Origin of the sequence: Actinotalea soli, assembly GCF_017565425.1 — a bacterium.
GTDB lineage: Bacteria > Actinomycetota > Actinomycetes > Actinomycetales > Cellulomonadaceae > Actinotalea > Actinotalea soli.
Genome location: NZ_JAGEMK010000002.1, coordinates 521,681 through 536,365 on the forward strand (window position 1 = coordinate 521,681; position 14,685 = coordinate 536,365).

The 14,685-nt window shown below is 72.7% G+C and carries 15 protein-coding genes; 9 read left to right on the top strand and 6 right to left on the bottom strand.

What is annotated here, in order from left to right:
- Positions 1-10: 10 nt before the first annotated feature.
- Together J4G33_RS06725 and J4G33_RS06730 are read right to left on the bottom strand one after the other, a co-directional pair.
- Positions 11-532 carry a DUF421 domain-containing protein gene (locus tag J4G33_RS06725; protein WP_208055146.1) on the bottom strand — a complete coding sequence of 174 codons (522 nt, stop codon included), beginning with the start codon at positions 530-532 and terminating at the stop codon, positions 11-13.
- A 9-nt stretch (positions 533-541) separates the two neighbouring features.
- On the bottom strand, positions 542-1,510 hold the full coding sequence (locus J4G33_RS06730) for an FKBP-type peptidyl-prolyl cis-trans isomerase (protein ID WP_208055147.1): 969 nt from the start codon (positions 1,508-1,510) through the stop codon (positions 542-544).
- Positions 1,511-1,643: 133 nt separating this feature from the next.
- On the opposite strand from J4G33_RS06730, the gene J4G33_RS06735 reads away from it, so the two are divergent.
- The 4 genes from J4G33_RS06735 to J4G33_RS06750 all read left to right on the top strand — a co-directional run bounded on the left by J4G33_RS06735 (position 1,644) and on the right by J4G33_RS06750 (position 5,096).
- Positions 1,644-2,807 carry a Gfo/Idh/MocA family protein gene (locus J4G33_RS06735; RefSeq protein ID WP_208055148.1) on the top strand — a complete coding sequence of 388 codons (1,164 nt, stop codon included), beginning with the start codon at positions 1,644-1,646 and terminating at the stop codon, positions 2,805-2,807.
- An 85-nt stretch (positions 2,808-2,892) separates the two neighbouring features.
- Entirely contained in the window at positions 2,893-3,618 is a 726-nt protein-coding gene (locus J4G33_RS06740; protein WP_208055149.1) for a hypothetical protein, read from the top strand.
- A gap of 75 nt (positions 3,619-3,693) precedes the next feature.
- Positions 3,694-4,683 carry a TIGR03557 family F420-dependent LLM class oxidoreductase gene (locus J4G33_RS06745; RefSeq protein WP_208055150.1) on the top strand — a complete coding sequence of 330 codons (990 nt, stop codon included), beginning with the start codon at positions 3,694-3,696 and terminating at the stop codon, positions 4,681-4,683.
- Between the two features lie 44 nt (positions 4,684-4,727).
- On the top strand, positions 4,728-5,096 hold the full coding sequence (locus J4G33_RS06750; protein WP_208055151.1) for a hypothetical protein: 369 nt from the start codon (positions 4,728-4,730) through the stop codon (positions 5,094-5,096).
- Positions 5,097-5,235: 139 nt separating this feature from the next.
- Here J4G33_RS06750 and J4G33_RS06755 read toward each other — a convergent pair whose 3' ends face one another.
- The gene (locus J4G33_RS06755; RefSeq protein ID WP_208055152.1) at positions 5,236-7,143 is read right to left on the bottom strand and encodes a glycoside hydrolase family 2 protein; all 1,908 of its coding nucleotides are present in this window, start codon (positions 7,141-7,143) and stop codon (positions 5,236-5,238) included.
- Positions 7,140-8,192, bottom strand: coding sequence for a LacI family DNA-binding transcriptional regulator (locus tag J4G33_RS06760; protein ID WP_208055153.1), 1,053 nt, complete (start codon positions 8,190-8,192; stop codon positions 7,140-7,142). The genes J4G33_RS06755 and J4G33_RS06760 overlap by 4 nt, the downstream gene beginning before the upstream one ends.
- 211 nt (positions 8,193-8,403) lie before the next feature.
- On the opposite strand from J4G33_RS06760, the gene J4G33_RS06765 reads away from it, so the two are divergent.
- Genes J4G33_RS06765 through J4G33_RS06785 form a run of 5 tightly spaced genes read left to right on the top strand, consistent with a single transcriptional unit; the run spans position 8,404 to position 13,702 of the window.
- Positions 8,404-9,753: an ABC transporter substrate-binding protein gene (locus J4G33_RS06765; protein ID WP_208055154.1), complete on the top strand. Its 1,350-nt coding sequence runs from the start codon at positions 8,404-8,406 to the stop codon at positions 9,751-9,753.
- 1 nt (position 9,754) lies between these two features.
- Positions 9,755-10,726, top strand: coding sequence for a carbohydrate ABC transporter permease (locus J4G33_RS06770; RefSeq protein WP_208055155.1), 972 nt, complete (start codon positions 9,755-9,757; stop codon positions 10,724-10,726).
- Between the two features lies 1 nt (position 10,727).
- Positions 10,728-11,552, top strand: coding sequence for a carbohydrate ABC transporter permease (locus tag J4G33_RS06775; protein ID WP_208055156.1), 825 nt, complete (start codon positions 10,728-10,730; stop codon positions 11,550-11,552).
- Positions 11,549-12,568 carry a glycoside hydrolase family 43 protein gene (locus J4G33_RS06780; RefSeq protein WP_208055157.1) on the top strand — a complete coding sequence of 340 codons (1,020 nt, stop codon included), beginning with the start codon at positions 11,549-11,551 and terminating at the stop codon, positions 12,566-12,568. The genes J4G33_RS06775 and J4G33_RS06780 overlap by 4 nt, the downstream gene beginning before the upstream one ends.
- Positions 12,569-12,622: 54 nt before the next feature.
- Positions 12,623-13,702: a VIT1/CCC1 transporter family protein gene (locus tag J4G33_RS06785; protein ID WP_307793779.1), complete on the top strand. Its 1,080-nt coding sequence runs from the start codon at positions 12,623-12,625 to the stop codon at positions 13,700-13,702.
- A 45-nt stretch (positions 13,703-13,747) separates the two neighbouring features.
- On the opposite strand, the gene J4G33_RS06790 is transcribed toward J4G33_RS06785, so the two are convergent.
- Positions 13,748-14,137 (bottom strand): roadblock/LC7 domain-containing protein, encoded by a 390-nt coding sequence (locus J4G33_RS06790; RefSeq protein ID WP_208055158.1) that lies wholly within the window; start codon positions 14,135-14,137, stop codon positions 13,748-13,750.
- A 58-nt stretch (positions 14,138-14,195) separates the two neighbouring features.
- A complete protein-coding gene (locus tag J4G33_RS06795) occupies positions 14,196-14,561 on the bottom strand; it encodes a hypothetical protein (protein WP_208055159.1) in 366 nt (121 codons plus the stop codon).
- Positions 14,562-14,685: the final 124 nt, after the last annotated feature.

Genomic DNA, 14,685 nt, shown 5'->3' on the forward strand with positions numbered 1-14,685 from the left:
CCGGCCGGGCTCAGGACCCCAGGTAGGGCCTGACCGCCGAGCCGTCCCCCATCGCCGAGGCGGGGATGACGGCGAAGGTCCCGTCGGCCTGCAGGATCACCACCGCGACGTCCTCGAGGGAGCCCAGGCCGTTCTCCCGCGCCGCGGAGTGCAGGTCGGACTCGGTGAACCGGTGCCGACGCATGGCCTTCTCGACCGGCTGGCCGTCGTGGAACAGCAGGGTGGGGCCGGGGTCGACCAGCGTGGTGAAGCCGCGCGAGCTGCGCCGCAGGTAGGCCAGCAGCCACTGCAGTGCGATGAGCAGCGTGAAGGCCATGACGGCCTCGCTGACCGTGACCTCACGGGCGGTCAGCACCCGCCCGAAGGCCGAGCCCAGGGTGACCGTCAGCACGAAGTCGAACGGCGTCATCTTGGCCATGTTGCGCGGGCCGGTGGTCCGCAGCAGCAGCACGAGCCAGATGTAGCCGAGCGTGCCGATCACACCGATCCGGATGATCGGGTCCCAGCCGTCCCACCAGAGCGTCAGGTCCATGCGCCCGCCTCAGCTGATCGCGAGGATGTCGACCACGAAGACGAGGGTCTCGCCGGCGAGGGCGTGGGCCGTCTCCGCGGCCTCCTCGTCCTCGGGGGCCGGGCCGTAGGCCTGCTCGGGCGGGATGACCAGCAGCACCTGGCTGCCGACGGTCTGGCCGACCAGGCCCTCGTCCCAGCCGGCGATGACCGCACCGGTGCCGATCGTCGTCGTGAAGGGCGAGCCGTTGGCCCACGAGGAGTCGAAGACCTCGCCGTCGCTGGTCGTGACGCCGTGGTACTGGAAGGTCACGGTCTGCCCGGCCTCGACCGCGTCCCCGGAGCCCTCGATCAGGGGCTGGACGACGAGCTCGGTGGGGTCCTCGTAGCCCTCGGGGATCTCGATGGTGGGGGTGCCGTCCTCGGCGAGGGTCACGCCCGGCAGGCCCTCGGGGGGCTCGACGGCCTCGCCCTCGGCGCGGGTCGGCACGACGCCGACGACCTCGATGGCCATGACCAGGGCGGGCTGGGTGCCCTGCTCGGACTCGATCGCCGGGGAGGCGAAGAGCACCCGCGAGCCGACCGACTGACCGGCCATCACGTCGATGATCGCCGGGAAGATCTGCGGGTCGCCGAGGGGCAGCGAGTCGGTCGCGCCGTTCTCCCAGGTGGAGTTCACGACCGTGCCGTCCTCCCCCGAGTAGGTGACGGCGTCGACCGCGAGCTGCGCGTCGGCAGGGAACTCCTCGCCGGTGCCCTCGGTCTCGACCCGGGCGACCGGGTTGGTGATCTCGAAGGGCTGCTCGAAGGTCAGCGTCGGCTCCTCGCCGACCTCGCCCTCGACCGTGACGGCCTCGAGGGCGGCGACGTCCTCGGCGGTGGCCTCGGTGGTCTCCTCAGGAGCCTCCTCGGAGGTCTCGGTGGACTCCTCGGGCTCGTCGGAGGAGCAGGCTGCGAGGAGCAGGCTGCTGGCGATCAGGGCGGCGGCCAGTCGGCGCACGGCACTTCCTTCGTCGTCGGACGCGGGTGGCCCCGCGGTGATGGTCCGCTCGCGCGGACGCGACGACTCTACGTCGAGATCCTGGGAGCCCGCTGGGCGGGCCCCGAGCCGTGGACCGGGCGAGGATGGTGCCATGAGCGACGACGCCACCCCCGACGCCACCTCCGAGCGGGCGGCAGCCCTCGGCCTGACCAGCCCCGCCGCCGAGGAGGGCGCCGCGGGGCCGGTGCGCTTCGCGGTGGTGGGCAGCGGGTGGCGGGCCGAGTTCTTCCTGCGGATGGCCGTGCTGATGCCCGAGAGGTTCGCCGTGGTGGGGGTGGTGTCCAGGACCGCGGAGCGGGGCGCCGAGGTGACCGCCCGGTGGGGGACCCCGACCTTCCGCACCGTGGGCGAGCTGCTCGCCGCGACCGACCCCGAGCTCGTCGTGGTCTCCGTGCCGTGGGACGTGACCCCCGTGGTGACCCGCGAGCTCGTCGAGGCAGGCACGCCCGTGCTGGCCGAGACCCCACCGGCTCCGGACGCGGCGGGCCTGCGCACCCTGTGGGAGCAGGTCGGCGCCTCGGGCCTGGTGCAGGTCGCCGAGCACAGCCCCGTCATGCCCGCCCACGCCGCTCGCCACCGGCTGCTCCAGGACGGGGCGATCGGTCAGGTGACCTCGGTGCAGATCTCCTCGACGCACATGTACCACGCGGTCGCGGTGATCCGGCGGCTGCTGGGGGCCGGGTTCGAGCCTGTGCGCATCACGGCCCAGCGCTTCGCGGCCCCCCTGATGAACCCGCGCACCCGCGCCGGATGGACGGGGGACAGGGACCCCGTCGAGGCCTCCACGATCCTCGCGCTGCTCGACCTCGGCGAGGGGCGCAGCGCGGTCTACGACTTCACCGACAACCAGTGGCACAACCCGCTGCGGGCCGACCGGCTGCTGGTGCGCGGCAGCCACGGCGAGCTCCTCGACGACCGCGTCACCCGCTGGCTCGACGGCGAGACGACGATCGACTCGCCGCTGGTGCGGAGCCAGAGCGGCATCGGCCAGGACCTCGACGGCTACGACCTGCAGCACCTGTCCTTCGAGGGCCAGGTCGTCTACCGCAACCCCTTCGTCGGGGCCCGGCTCAGCGACGACGACATCGCCGTCGCGACCCTGCTCGACCGGACCGGGGCCTGGGTGCGGGGGCAGGGGGAGCCGCCGTACCCGCTCGCCGAGGGCAGCCAGGACCACCTGATCTCCCTCGCGGTCGAGGAGGCCGCGGGGACCGGACAGCCGATCACCACCGAGCGCGAGGCCTGGGCCGGTTGACCGTCTGTGCCGTCGGCGGCCGGGAGCCAGCGGGTCGGCCTGCGGGCGGATGACACCGCGGTCGGGCTGTTCCAGGGTGGGACCCATGAGAGCGACGCGAGCCGTGACCGCCCTGGCCGTCCTCACGGTGGTGCTCGCGGGGTGCACCGCCCAGGACGGCCCCGAGGGGACGCCCGCCGCGACGACCCCCGAGACCGACACCCCGGGCCCTGAGCCCACCACGGAGGCCCCGGACCCCGAGCCGACCGAGGACGCCGCCGCGACCCCGACCGACCTGCCCGCCGACGTGCTGCCGACGACCAGCGGGCTCGCCGTCGAGGCCGAGCCCCGCGAGGAGGACGACGAGGTCACCGCTTGGCGCCTGGGGTGCAGCGAGCAGGTCCCCGCGGACGCGACGGCGATGCGCACCGTGTCCTGGGGGACGGGGGAGCTCGAGGCCCCCGTCGCGGTGCACCAGGTCGCGGTCTTCGCCGACGCCGAGCAGGCCACAGCCGCAGCCGACGACCTGGCCGCCGCGATGCAGGAGTGCGCCGACGCTCCCGCCGAGGCCAACACCACCTACCTCCTCGAGCCCGTCGACGTCGGTGCTCAGGGGTACGGGCTGGCGACGGACTACTACGGCACGGCCGAGGGCGGTGACCTCGACGGGGTGATCGGCACCTACCTGGTCGCCTTCCGTCGCGGGAACGCCGTCGCGCTCGTCGCCTCCGAGGGGGGCGAGGGGAATGTGGCCGAGGTGCGCGAGTCCGTCGTCGCTGAGTCGATGGCCGCGTGGGAGGGGCTCTGCCGCTACGACTCGGCAGGGTGCTGAGCGGCCGACACGGGCCCGCGCCGCACGGCGCCCGCTCGAGATGCGCCCCGTCCACCCTGGGGTGAGGCTCGGAGCATGACCCGATTCGGCTACACCCTCATGACCGAGCAGAGCGGCCCGCGCGAGCTGGTCCGCTACGCGACCGGCGCCGAGCGCAGCGGCTTCGACTTCGCCGTCTCGAGCGACCACTACTTCCCGTGGCTCGACAGCCAGGGCCACGCCCCGAACGCCTGGGCGATGCTCGGCGCCGCGGCGCAGGCCACGAGCAGCATCGAGCTGATGACCTACGTGACCGCCCCGATCATGCGCTACCACCCGGCCCTCGTGGCGCAGCAGGCCGCGACCCTGGGGGTGCTCAGCGAGGGCCGCTTCCTGCTGAACGTCGGCGCGGGGGAGAACCTCAACGAGCACGTCATCGGTGAGCGCTGGCCCGCCGTGGGCGAGCGGCACGACATGCTCGAGGAGGCCATCGAGATCATCCGGGCGCTGCTCGCCGGGGAGCGCCTCACCTTCCAGGGGGCGCACTTCCGGGTCGACTCGGCGAAGCTGTGGGACCTGCCCGACGAGCGCATCGAGGTCGGCGCCGCGGTCTCGGGCCCGCAGTCGATCGAGCGGTTCGCCGCGGCCGTGGACCACCTCGTGACCACCGAGCCCGACGCCGCGATCATCGAGCGCTGGGACGCGGTGCGCTCCGAGGCGGGCCTGGGGGCCTCACGCAAGATCGCGCAGATGCCCATCAGCTGGGACCCGGACCGTGATGCCGCGGTCGCGCGGGCCCATGACCAGTTCCGCTGGTTCGGCCTGGGCTGGAAGGTCAACGCCGACCTGCCCACCACCGAGGCCTTCGAGTCCGCCGCGCAGTTCGTCACCCCCGAGGACGTCGCCGGCTCCATCCCCTGCGGGCCGGACCTCGACGCGGTGGCCGAGTCGGCCCAGGCCTACGTCGACGCGGGCTTCACGGACCTCGCCGTCGTCCAGATCGGCGACGAGAAGCAGCAGCAGTTCCTCGACGAGGCGGCCGGCCCTCTGCTGGAGAAGCTCCGAGGGCTGACGCCGAGCGCCTGACACGAGCACGTCACCACCACCCCGAGCGACGAAGGAGGATCGCCATGGCTGTCACCGCGTTTCAGGACCTGCCCCTGGCCGACCGGGACCGCGAGTGGGACGGCGGCGCCGCGGAGAGTCGCGTGCGGTCGTGGGCCGGTGCTGAGGAGGGGCCGAACGAGAAGTACCGCGACGCGCACGTCTGGTACGACGTCGACGCCAAGGAGAACTTCGGCTCGTACAAGATGCTGATCGCCGACGTGATCGACGGTGAGCTCCACGCCGTGCCGCGAGGCGTCATGGCAGCCGGAGCCGTCATGCAGGGCTCGCGCGGCGGGATCGACCTACCGACCCGGGACATCGATCGCGTGCGCAGCCACCTTGCGAAGTACTACGACGCGATGGGCGACGAACCGCCCTGGGAGCGTGACTGATACCGGCGTGGCGGGTTCGGGGTCGCTCAGCGCCGGGGGCGGCCCCGGAAGGGCGCGCGATCGGGGTCGATCAGGGTCGCCATGTGACCCGAACCGACCCCGATCAGGGGGGCGCCGCGATCGGGGTCGATCGGGGGCGTTACCTGGCCCCTGTCGACCCCGACTCGCCTGTCACCAGCCGGCGCAGCACCTCGACCGGGAGCTTGGGGGTGCGGTCGGCCCGCAGCAGGCCGTTGGTCTCCTGGCCGGTGTCGGTCAGCTGGGTCCAGCAGAACCCTGCGACGGGTCGGCACGCGCGGATCGCGGCGAGCAGGTCCCCGACCCGCTCGGCGAAGTCGTCGTCGTCGGTCGCCGTCGAGTAGCCCCAGGCGTCGTCGCGCCCTCCGGCGTAGCTGACGCCACCGAACTCGGTGAGCATGAGCGGCTGGCCACGGTCGTGGACGGGCGCAGCGTCGGTCAGGCGGATGCGACGCCCGGCCGGACCGATCCCGGCCAGCAGGCCCGTGACGGCCTCGGGGGTGCCGTAGCGCTCGCGGAGCTCGTCTCCGCGCTCGGCGTAGTCGTGGACGGTCCAGATGTCGGAGTCGGTGTGCTCCCAGCCGTCGTTCGAGACCACCGGGCGGGAGGGATCGACGGCCCGGGTCAGGTGCGCCAGGCCCAACCCGTAGTGCTGCTGGGCGACGTCGTGCGCACCGTGCTGCACCCCCCAGCTCTCGTTGAGCGGCACCCAGGTGATGATCGAGGGGTGCGAGCGGTCCCGACGGACCAGCTCGAGCCACTCCCGGGTGAGGAGCTCGACCGAGCGCGGGGAGTAGGCGTAGGCGTTGGCGGTCTCGGCCCACAGGGCCAGTCCGAGCCGGTCGGCCCAGAAGAGCAGCCGCGGGTCCTCGGCCTTCTGGTGGATGCGGGCCGCGTTGAACCCGAGGTCCTTGATCAGCTGGACCTCGGTGCGCAGGGCCTCGGCGCTCGGCGCGGCGAGGTGGCTCTCGGGCCAGAACCCCTGCTCGAGCACCGAGCGCAGGTAGTACGGACGGTCGTTGAGCAGGAACCAGCCGTGCGCGACCCCCACGCTGCGCAGGCCCAGGTAGGAGGCGACGACGTCGGCAGACTCCTCCCCAGGCGCCTCGAGGCTGAGGACAGCGTCGACCAGGGTCGGCCTCTCGGGGGACCACAGCAGCTCCTCGTACTGCTGGCCGTTGGCCTGGCGCGGCAGGTCGATGCGCACGCGCAGGTCTCGGGTCAGGGCGGCGACCTGCTGCTCGGCGAGGAGCTCGCCGTCGTGCTCGAGCCTGACCGTGAGGGCGGTGCCTGAGGGCGGTGGGGAGCTCAGCCGGGCCGTCAGCGTGACGGAGCCGTCGGGCAGGTCCGCCTCCCAGGTGATCTCGGCCAGGTGGAGCGCCGGGACGGCCTCGAGCCACACGGGCTGCCAGATGCCCGTGGTGCGGTCGTACCAGATGGAGTGCGGCTCGTGGCGCCAGTCCTGCTTGCCGCGGGGCTGGGCGACGTCGAGGGGGTCGTCCTCGGCGCGCACCACGAGCTCGAGGCCTGCGGCGTCGACGTCGAGCCGGGCCACGTGGGTGGTGACGTCGAAGGAGAAGGGCGTCTGACCGCCCTCGTGGCTGCCGAGGTGCTGCCCGTCGAGCCAGACGTCGGCCCGGTGGTCGACCGCTCCGAGGTGCAGCAGCACGCGCTCGCCCTGGGAGCCGCGGCCGGCCTCGGCCAGCTCGGCGGCGGACAGGGTGCGTCGGTACCAGACCACGCGCTGGTGAGCCGTCTCGCTGATGCCCGACGCGGCCGACTCGGGAGGGAAGGGCACCTGGATGGTGCGGGTGAACGGGGCATGCGCCGCGGCCTCCCACCAGCGCGCGTCCAGGCCGAGGTCCTCGGGGTCGGTCGCGTACCGCCAGGGCCCGCCCAGGTCGGCCCACCGGGGTCGCAGCAGCTGCGGGCGCGGATAGGTGCCGTCCTGCGTGCTGGCCCGGGGAGCCGCGTGGGTGGCGGCGGTCCCCGGGGTCGTGGTGGTCGCCTGAGCGGTGGTGGTGGTCACGGGGGTCCTCCGGGGCCGAGCGTGCTCTCGCGCGCGATGAGCTGGTGGGCGGCGATCGCGGTGCGCGGCGCATCGCGGGGGCTGTCGTGGGGTGCGTGCCCGGTGCCCAGCAGCAGGTCGATGGCCGTCTCGGCGATCCCGCGCTTGTCGGGCGCGACCGTGCTCAGGCTCGGGGTGGCGAAGCGGCCCTCCTCGACGTCGTCGATGCCGATCACCGCGACGTCGTCGGGGGCGGTCAGGCCGCGGTCGCGCAGGGCGCGCAGGGCGCCGAGCGCGAGCAGGTCGTTGAAGCAGAACACCGCGTCGGGCGGGTCGGGCAGGTCGAGGAGCCGGTGCATGGCCGCGGCGCCGTCGGACCGGTGGAAGTCGCCGACCTCGGCGACCAGCTCGTGCCGCCAGGGCTGGCCGGCGGCCTCGAGGGCCTCGCGGTACCCCGCCAGCCGCAGCTCGGCGGTCTCGGCCGGGGTGGCGTCCGTCGCGCCCGCACGCTTGGCGCCGATCGCGGCGACGCGGTCCCGGCCGAGCCCGAGGAGGTGCTCGGTCGCGGCCCGGGCTGCCGCGCGGTTGTCGATCGCGACGTGCGGGAAGGGGGAGTCGTCCCCGACGTGCTCACCGAGCAGCACGATGGGTGCGCTGTCCACGCGGTGCCGCAGGTCCTCGGCGGTCAGGGCCAGCGGGCTCATGATGAGGCCGTCCATGAGGGGCATGTCGATGCCGTCGCTGATGGCCCGCTCGGAGCCGGCCGCGCCGTCGGTCTGGTTGAGCAGGACGGTCAGCTGGCGGGCCTTGGCCGCGCGCACGAGCTCGCTGGCGATCTCGGCGAAGTAGGGCTGGTTCAGCTCGGGCAGGGCGACGGCGATCATCCCGCTGCGGCCCTGGCGCAGGTGCCGGGCGGCGACGTTGGGGCGGTACTGCAGCGCGGCGAGGGCCTCCTCGACGCGGAGCCTGGTCGCCTCGGTGATGACGCCCTTGCCGTTGACGACGTTGGACACGGTCTTGATCGACACCCCGGCGCGCTCGGCGACGTCCTGCAACCGGATCCGCGTCATCGTCGCCTCCTCGTGCCGATGGGGGTGCCCGGCTGGCTGACCGACCCGGCGGGTTCACGCTAGCCAGTCCCGGCCAGCGGTACAAGGTTTACCACGAGGTCTGTACAAGGTTTACCCGGATGGGGTAAGAACATCGGTACAAGGTTTACCCAGCCGGCACCGACGTCCGCTGGGGGCAGTGCCCGGTCGACCTCTGACGAGGAGCTCAATGATGAGAACCACAGCGCCACGGCGTGACCGCACCCGGCGGGGACTGGCCGCGGGAGCAGCCACCCTGACCGCCGTCCTGGCCCTCGCGGCCTGCGGTGGCGGGACCACCCCCGAGGAGGCCGCCCAGGGCGGCGGCGCCCCCGAGGGGGCCGGGGAGTTCACCGGGGAGTACGACGGTCCGGCCGTCGAGCTCTCCTACTGGAACGGCTTCACCGGGGGTGACGGGCCCTTCATGCAGAGCCTCGTCGACGAGTTCAACGCCGAGCACGAAAACATCACCATCACGCCCAACACGATCCAGTGGGCCGACTTCTACCAGCGCGTGCCGGCCGCCGTGAACGCGGGGGAGGGCCCGGACGTCGGTGTCATGCACGTCGACCAGCTCTCGACCAACGCGGCCCGCAACGTCATCGTCCCGCTCGACGAGGTCGCCGAGGCCCTCGAGCTGACCGAGGACGACTTCACCGCGGAGGTCTGGGAGGCCGGCACCTACGACGACCAGCGCTACGGCATCCCCCTCGACGTCCACTCCCTGGCGATGTACTACAACGTCGAGCACTTCGAGGCGGCCGGGATCACCGAGCCGCCGACGGACGAGGCCTCCTTCATGGCCGCCCTCGACGCGCTCCAGGAGGCGGGCTACGAGGACCCGTTCTGGATGCCCTCCCTGTGGCCCAGCCACCTCATGTTCCTGACCCTCCTGTGGCAGAACGGCGGGGCGCCCTACGGGGCCGACGGCAGCGAGGCGACCCTCAGCTCCCCCGAGGCCGTCGAGGCCCTCGAGTGGCAGCGCATGATCGTCGACGAGGGCTACAGCCCCTCCGACGTCGCGATCGACTCGCAGTACGTCGCCTTCAAGAACGGCGAGACCTCGATCACCTGGGACGGCATCTGGCAGATCAACGACCTCGAGGGGTCGGGCATGGAGTGGGGCATCGCCCCCGTGCCGACGATCTTCGACGAGGCGGCCGTCTGGGCCAGCTCGCACCAGTTCTTCATGACCCGCCAGGCGAGCGAGGACGAGAACAAGTACGCCGCGGCCCAGGTCTTCATCGCCTGGATGAGCGAGCACTCGGCCGAGTGGGCCGGCGCCGCGATGATCCCGGCCCGCCAGTCGGTGCGCGACGAGGGTGGCCTCGAGGGCACCTTCCAGGAGCCCATCGCCGAGCTCATCGAGGACATGCGGTTCCTGCCCTCGGTCCCCGGCCTGGGCACCGTGACCGCAGACGCCCTCGAGCCGGCGATCGCCGAGGCGGTGCTCGGCTCCCTCGAGCCCGGAGCTGCCCTCGAGCGGGCCCAGACCCAGGGCGCCGAGCTCATCGAGCAGAACCGCGAGAGCTTCGGAGGCTGAGATGAGGACGACGCCTGTCGTGGCGCCCGGGGACGCCGTCAGCACCGCTGACGCCGTCGACCGGGGGCCTCGGACGCCACGACGTGGCGTCGCCAAGCACGGGAAGGCCACGCCGTGGCTGTTCCTGAGCCCCTACCTCCTGCTCTTCGGGGCCTTCGTCATCCTGCCGATCGTCCTCGGCGGCTGGATCAGCCTGCACCGGTGGGACTACACCCTGCCCGGGCGCCCCTTCGTCGGGCTGGACAACTACCAGGCGCTGTTCGACCCGGGCTCCACGATCTACCAGACCTTCTGGAGCTCGATGCGGGCCACCGGCATCTTCACGGTGGCGAGCGTGCCGCTGCTGCTGGTGCTCCCCCTGCTGGTGGCGCTGGTGATGAACCAGCGCTTCCCCGGGCGCAACCTGTTCCGGGCCGTCTACTTCGCCCCGTACGTGCTCGGGGTCGCCGTCGTCGCCGTCGTCTGGCGCTACCTGCTCGACGCGAACATCGGTCTGATCAACTACTACGCCGGGCTCCTGGGCCTGCCGGACGGCACGGCCTGGACCACGTCCACCCCGGCCGCCTGGGTGGCCCTGGTCGGCGTCACGGTCTGGTGGACCCTGGGCTACAACTCGGTCATCTACCTCGCCGCCCTGCAGGACATCCCGCGCGAGCTCTACGAGGCCGCCCGGGTCGACGGGGCGAGCGCGTGGCAGCAGTTCGTCAACGTGACCCTGCCGGGGCTGCGGCCCGTGCTGGCCTTCGTCACGATGATCACGATCATCGCCTCGGCCAACATGTTCGGGCAGTCCTACCTCATCACCCAGGGCGGGCCGGGCCGCGAGACCCGCACCGCGATCTACCAGATCGCCGAGACCGGGCTGCGCAACTTCCAGATGGGCAGCGCCGCCGCCATGAGCTACGTCCTGACCCTGGCCCTCATGGTGCTCAGCGTCGGGATCTTCTGGCTGTTCCGCGAGAGGAAGGGCTGAGATGAGGACCTCACGCACCGCGGTGCGCTACACCCTGCTGGTCGTGCTCGGGCTGGTGTTCATCAGCCCGCTCGTGTTCATGCTCATCACCTCGTTGAAGACCCGCGGGGACGCCACGGGGTTCCCGCCCTCGTGGATCCCGAACCCGTTCTCGACCCAGGCCTACGAGTCGATCCTCAGCGCCCCGGGCACCCCGGTGCTGCGCTGGTTCGCCAACAGCCTCGTGGCCGCGCTGGCCAACGCGGCGCTGGTGGTGGTGACCGCGGCCCTCGCCGCCTACGCCCTGGCCCGGATGGAGTTCCGCGGGCGCAACCTCGTCTTCGGCCTGATCATCGCGACCCTCTTCGTGCCCCCGGTCATCCTGGTGATCCCGAACTACCTGATCGTCGGGGAGCTCGGCTGGCTCAACACCCTCGCCGCGGTGATCATCCCGACGGCGGCCTCGGCCTTCGGCGTCTTCTTCCTGCGGCAGTTCTTCCTCGCCATCCCCGAGGAGCTCGAGGAGGCTGCCCGGCTCGACGGCGCGAGCCCGTTGCAGATCTTCGTCCGGGTGGTGCTGCCGCTGTCCCGGCCGGCCCTGGCCACGCTGGCCCTGCTCGCGCTGCTGGCCAACTGGAACGACTTCCTGTGGCCGGTCTACGTGCTGTTCAGCCCCGAGATGCAGACCCTGCCCGCCGGGCTGTCGACCCTCCAGTCGGCCAACGCCGTGCGGTACGACCTGCTCATGGCCGGTGCGGTCATCGCCTCGGTCCCGGTGCTCGTCCTGTTCGTCTTCCTGCAGCGGTTCATCATCGAGGGTGTCTCGCGCTCGGGGCTCAAGGGATGAGGGCCCGCGCGGCGCTCGTCACCGCGGCCCTCGGCGCCACCCTGCTCCTGGCCGGCTGCGACGGCGGAGGACCGGGGCAGGGCGGCGACCCAGCCCCGGCTCCCACGGACGCTGCACCAGCGACCGGGACCCCCGACGACCCCCACGAGCCCAATCCGGTGATCGCCGACGACTTCCCCGACCCCGACATGCTCGAGGTCGACGGCGTCTACTACGCCTACGCGACCAACGGGAACAACCAGAACGTCCGCCTCGCCAGCTCGACCGACCTGGTCACCTGGGAGCCCTTGCCGGACGCCCTGCCCGAGCTCCCCTCGTGGGTGATCCCGGGCAAGACCTGGGCCCCCGAGGTCACCGAGCTCGAGCCGGGGAGGTACGTCATGTACTTCACGGCGACGAGCTTCCGGGAGTCCCTGCAGTGCATCGGTGTGGCGACCGCAGACTCCCCCGAGGGCCCGTTCACGGTGGTCGGCGACGAGATGCTGCTCTGCCCGCCCGACGAGGGCGGGGCCATCGACGCCGCGACCTTCCGGGCCGAGGACGACACCCTGCACCTGCTGTGGAAGAACGACGGCAACTGCTGCGGGCACGACACCTGGATCTACCGCGCGGCCCTGGACGAGGACGGCACGGCCCTGGCCGAGGAGCCCGTCCGGCTGATCAAGCAGGACCTGCCCTGGGAGGGGGACCTCGTCGAGGCCCCGACCCTCCTGGAGCACGAGGGCACGTTCACGCTCCTGTACTCGGCCAACGGCTACGGCGGTCCCGAGTACACGATCGGCATCGCCACGGCCCCGTCCCTCGAGGGCCCGTGGACCAAGGACCCCGACCCCTTCTTCAGCTCGGCGGACCTCGACGGGAGGTACGTCGGCCCCGGCGGGCAGGACGTCATCCTGGGGCCCGACGGCGAGCCCCACCTCCTTTTCCACTCCTGGTACGGCGAGCAGACCTACCGGGGGATGAACCTCCTGCCCCTCACCTGGGAGGCCGGCCGACCGGCCCTCGCGGTCGGCTGACCGGGGCCGGCCCGCAGGACGGGCCGCGCGACGGCCCGTGGGAGGATCCTCCGCGTGAGCGCACCTACCTCCGACGAGCTGCGTCGCTGGCGACGGCACCTGGCCGACGAGCGTGCCGAGGCCGCCGTCTACCGGGACCTCGCCTCGCGCCGGACGGGGGAGGAACGCGAGATCCTGCTCGCCCTCGCCGAGGCCGAGGGGCGGCACGCCTCGCACTGGGAGGAGCTCCTCGGCGAGCACGTCGGTGAGCCGCGCCGCGGGGACGTGCGCTTCCGGGTCCTCGCGTGGCTCGCGCGTCACTTCGGCTCGGTCTTCGTGCTGGCCCTGGCCCAGCGGGCCGAGGCCCGCGCCACCTACGAGGCCGACGTCGACGCGACCCCGACGATGGCCGCGGACGAGCGGATCCACGAGGAGGTCGTCCGGGCGCTGGCCACCCGGGGACGCAACCGCCTCGCGGGGAGCTTCCGGGCCGCCGTCTTCGGGGCGAACGACGGGCTGGTCTCGAACCTCGCCCTGGTGATCGGCGTCGCCGCGGCCGGGACCTCGACCTCGGTGGTCCTCCTCACCGGCTTGGCGGGCCTGCTCGCCGGGGCCCTGTCGATGGGGGCCGGGGAGTACATCTCGGTGCGGTCCCAGCGCGAGCTGCTCGCCGCCTCGACACCCTCTCCTGACGCGGCCGAGGCGCTGCCCCACCTCGACGTCGACGCCAACGAGCTGACCCTCGTGTACCGGGCGCGCGGCATGTCCGCCGAGGACGCGCAGCAGCGGGCCGACGAGGTGCTCGCCGACATCGCCCTGCTCGGCCCGGCGAGCCGTGAGTTCCACGCCGACACCAGGGTCGAGGAGCACGAGGCCGTGGGGACCGACGTGGGGGCGGCGCTCTCGAGCTTCTGCTTCTTCGCCTCGGGGGCGGTCATCCCGGTGCTGCCGTTCCTGCTCGGCCTCGAGGGTGGGGTCGCCCTGCTGGTCGCGATGGTGGCCGTCGGCGTCGCGCTCCTCGCGACAGGTGCCGTGGTCGGGCTCATCTCGGGCGGACCGCCCGTGCAGCGGGCGCTGCGTCAGCTCGCGATCGGGGCCGGTGCCGCGGGGGTGACCCACGTGCTGGGGACCATCTTCGGCACGACCCTCGGCTGAGCCCCGCGCCCGCGCCAGGAGCGCGCGGGACGCGGCCCCTCCGGCTCAGGCGCGGTGGGTCGGTGCGGCGCTCGCCACGCCGGGGGCGACGACGAGCAGCTCGCGACGCACCACGCGGTCGAGCAGGACGAGGTTGACCGTCGGCTCGGTGACCACGCCGAGCACGTGCAGGCCGTCGACCTCGTAGGCCACCAGGCAGCCCTCGGGACCGCGCAGGGTCGTGGCGACCGGCCCACCCAGGCCGTAGGCGCGGCCGGCCACCCGGCCGAGGTCCAGGACGGCCGCCGCGAGGTCCGCCGCGTTCTCGCGGTCCTCCTCGGGGCCGTCGTCGTGGAAGGCCACGCCGTCGGTCCGTGCCACGACCACGCGGGTGACGCCGTCGATGGCATGACGGATCGCCGCGGAGAGGTGCATCGCGTGCTGCCGGACGAGCATCAGGGTCCTCGGGGTCCGTGGGTCGATGGGTGGCGGGTGGTGCTCGGTACGGGGCCGGTCAGATCTCGAGGCGCCGCTCGATGTTGGCGAGCTGGCGACGGGCGAGGGCGAGGTTCGCCTGGCCCTTGGTGAGCACCACGTAGAGGAACAGGCCGAGCCCGCCCTGCGACTGGATCAGCCGGATCAGGTGGTACTGCTTGCCGAGGGTGATGAGGATGTCCTCGATGGTGTCGTCCAGCCCCAGGTGCTCCATGGTGCGGAGCTTGGCGCGGATCACGTCGGTGTTGCCCGCGGCGGCGATGTCGAGGTCCACCCCGTGGCCCACCTGGCCCAGGCTCATCCCGGACTCGTAGTCGACGAGGGCGGCGGCGACCGCGCCCTCGATCGTCAGGGTCTCGCTGAGGACGACGTCGACGTTGGTCATGGTGATACCTCCGGTCTGGGGCGGGGCGACGGCGGCCCCGGGGACACCCCCTTAACGACGCGGACGACCCGAACATGAGGTGTCCACCGGCTTATCACCCCCTGCGCAGGACGGTCCCACGCTC

Bases quoted from the DNA above. Each gene is read 5' to 3' on its own strand.
- J4G33_RS06775 (WP_208055156.1), top strand. From the start codon at position 10,728: ATGAGGACCTCACGCACCGCGGTGCGCTACACCCTGCTGGTCGTGCTC.
- J4G33_RS06725 (WP_208055146.1), bottom strand. From the start codon at position 532: ATGGACCTGACGCTCTGGTGGGACGGCTGGGACCCGATCATCCGGATC.
- J4G33_RS06750 (WP_208055151.1), top strand. From the start codon at position 4,728: ATGGCTGTCACCGCGTTTCAGGACCTGCCCCTGGCCGACCGGGACCGC.
- J4G33_RS06780 (WP_208055157.1), top strand. From the start codon at position 11,549: ATGAGGGCCCGCGCGGCGCTCGTCACCGCGGCCCTCGGCGCCACCCTG.
- J4G33_RS06740 (WP_208055149.1), top strand. From the start codon at position 2,893: ATGAGAGCGACGCGAGCCGTGACCGCCCTGGCCGTCCTCACGGTGGTG.
- J4G33_RS06745 (WP_208055150.1), top strand. From the start codon at position 3,694: ATGACCCGATTCGGCTACACCCTCATGACCGAGCAGAGCGGCCCGCGC.
- J4G33_RS06735 (WP_208055148.1), top strand. From the start codon at position 1,644: ATGAGCGACGACGCCACCCCCGACGCCACCTCCGAGCGGGCGGCAGCC.
- J4G33_RS06765 (WP_208055154.1), top strand. From the start codon at position 8,404: ATGAGAACCACAGCGCCACGGCGTGACCGCACCCGGCGGGGACTGGCC.
- J4G33_RS06770 (WP_208055155.1), top strand. From the start codon at position 9,755: ATGAGGACGACGCCTGTCGTGGCGCCCGGGGACGCCGTCAGCACCGCT.
- J4G33_RS06790 (WP_208055158.1), bottom strand. From the start codon at position 14,137: ATGCTCGTCCGGCAGCACGCGATGCACCTCTCCGCGGCGATCCGTCAT.
- J4G33_RS06795 (WP_208055159.1), bottom strand. From the start codon at position 14,561: ATGACCAACGTCGACGTCGTCCTCAGCGAGACCCTGACGATCGAGGGC.
- J4G33_RS06760 (WP_208055153.1), bottom strand. From the start codon at position 8,192: ATGACGCGGATCCGGTTGCAGGACGTCGCCGAGCGCGCCGGGGTGTCG.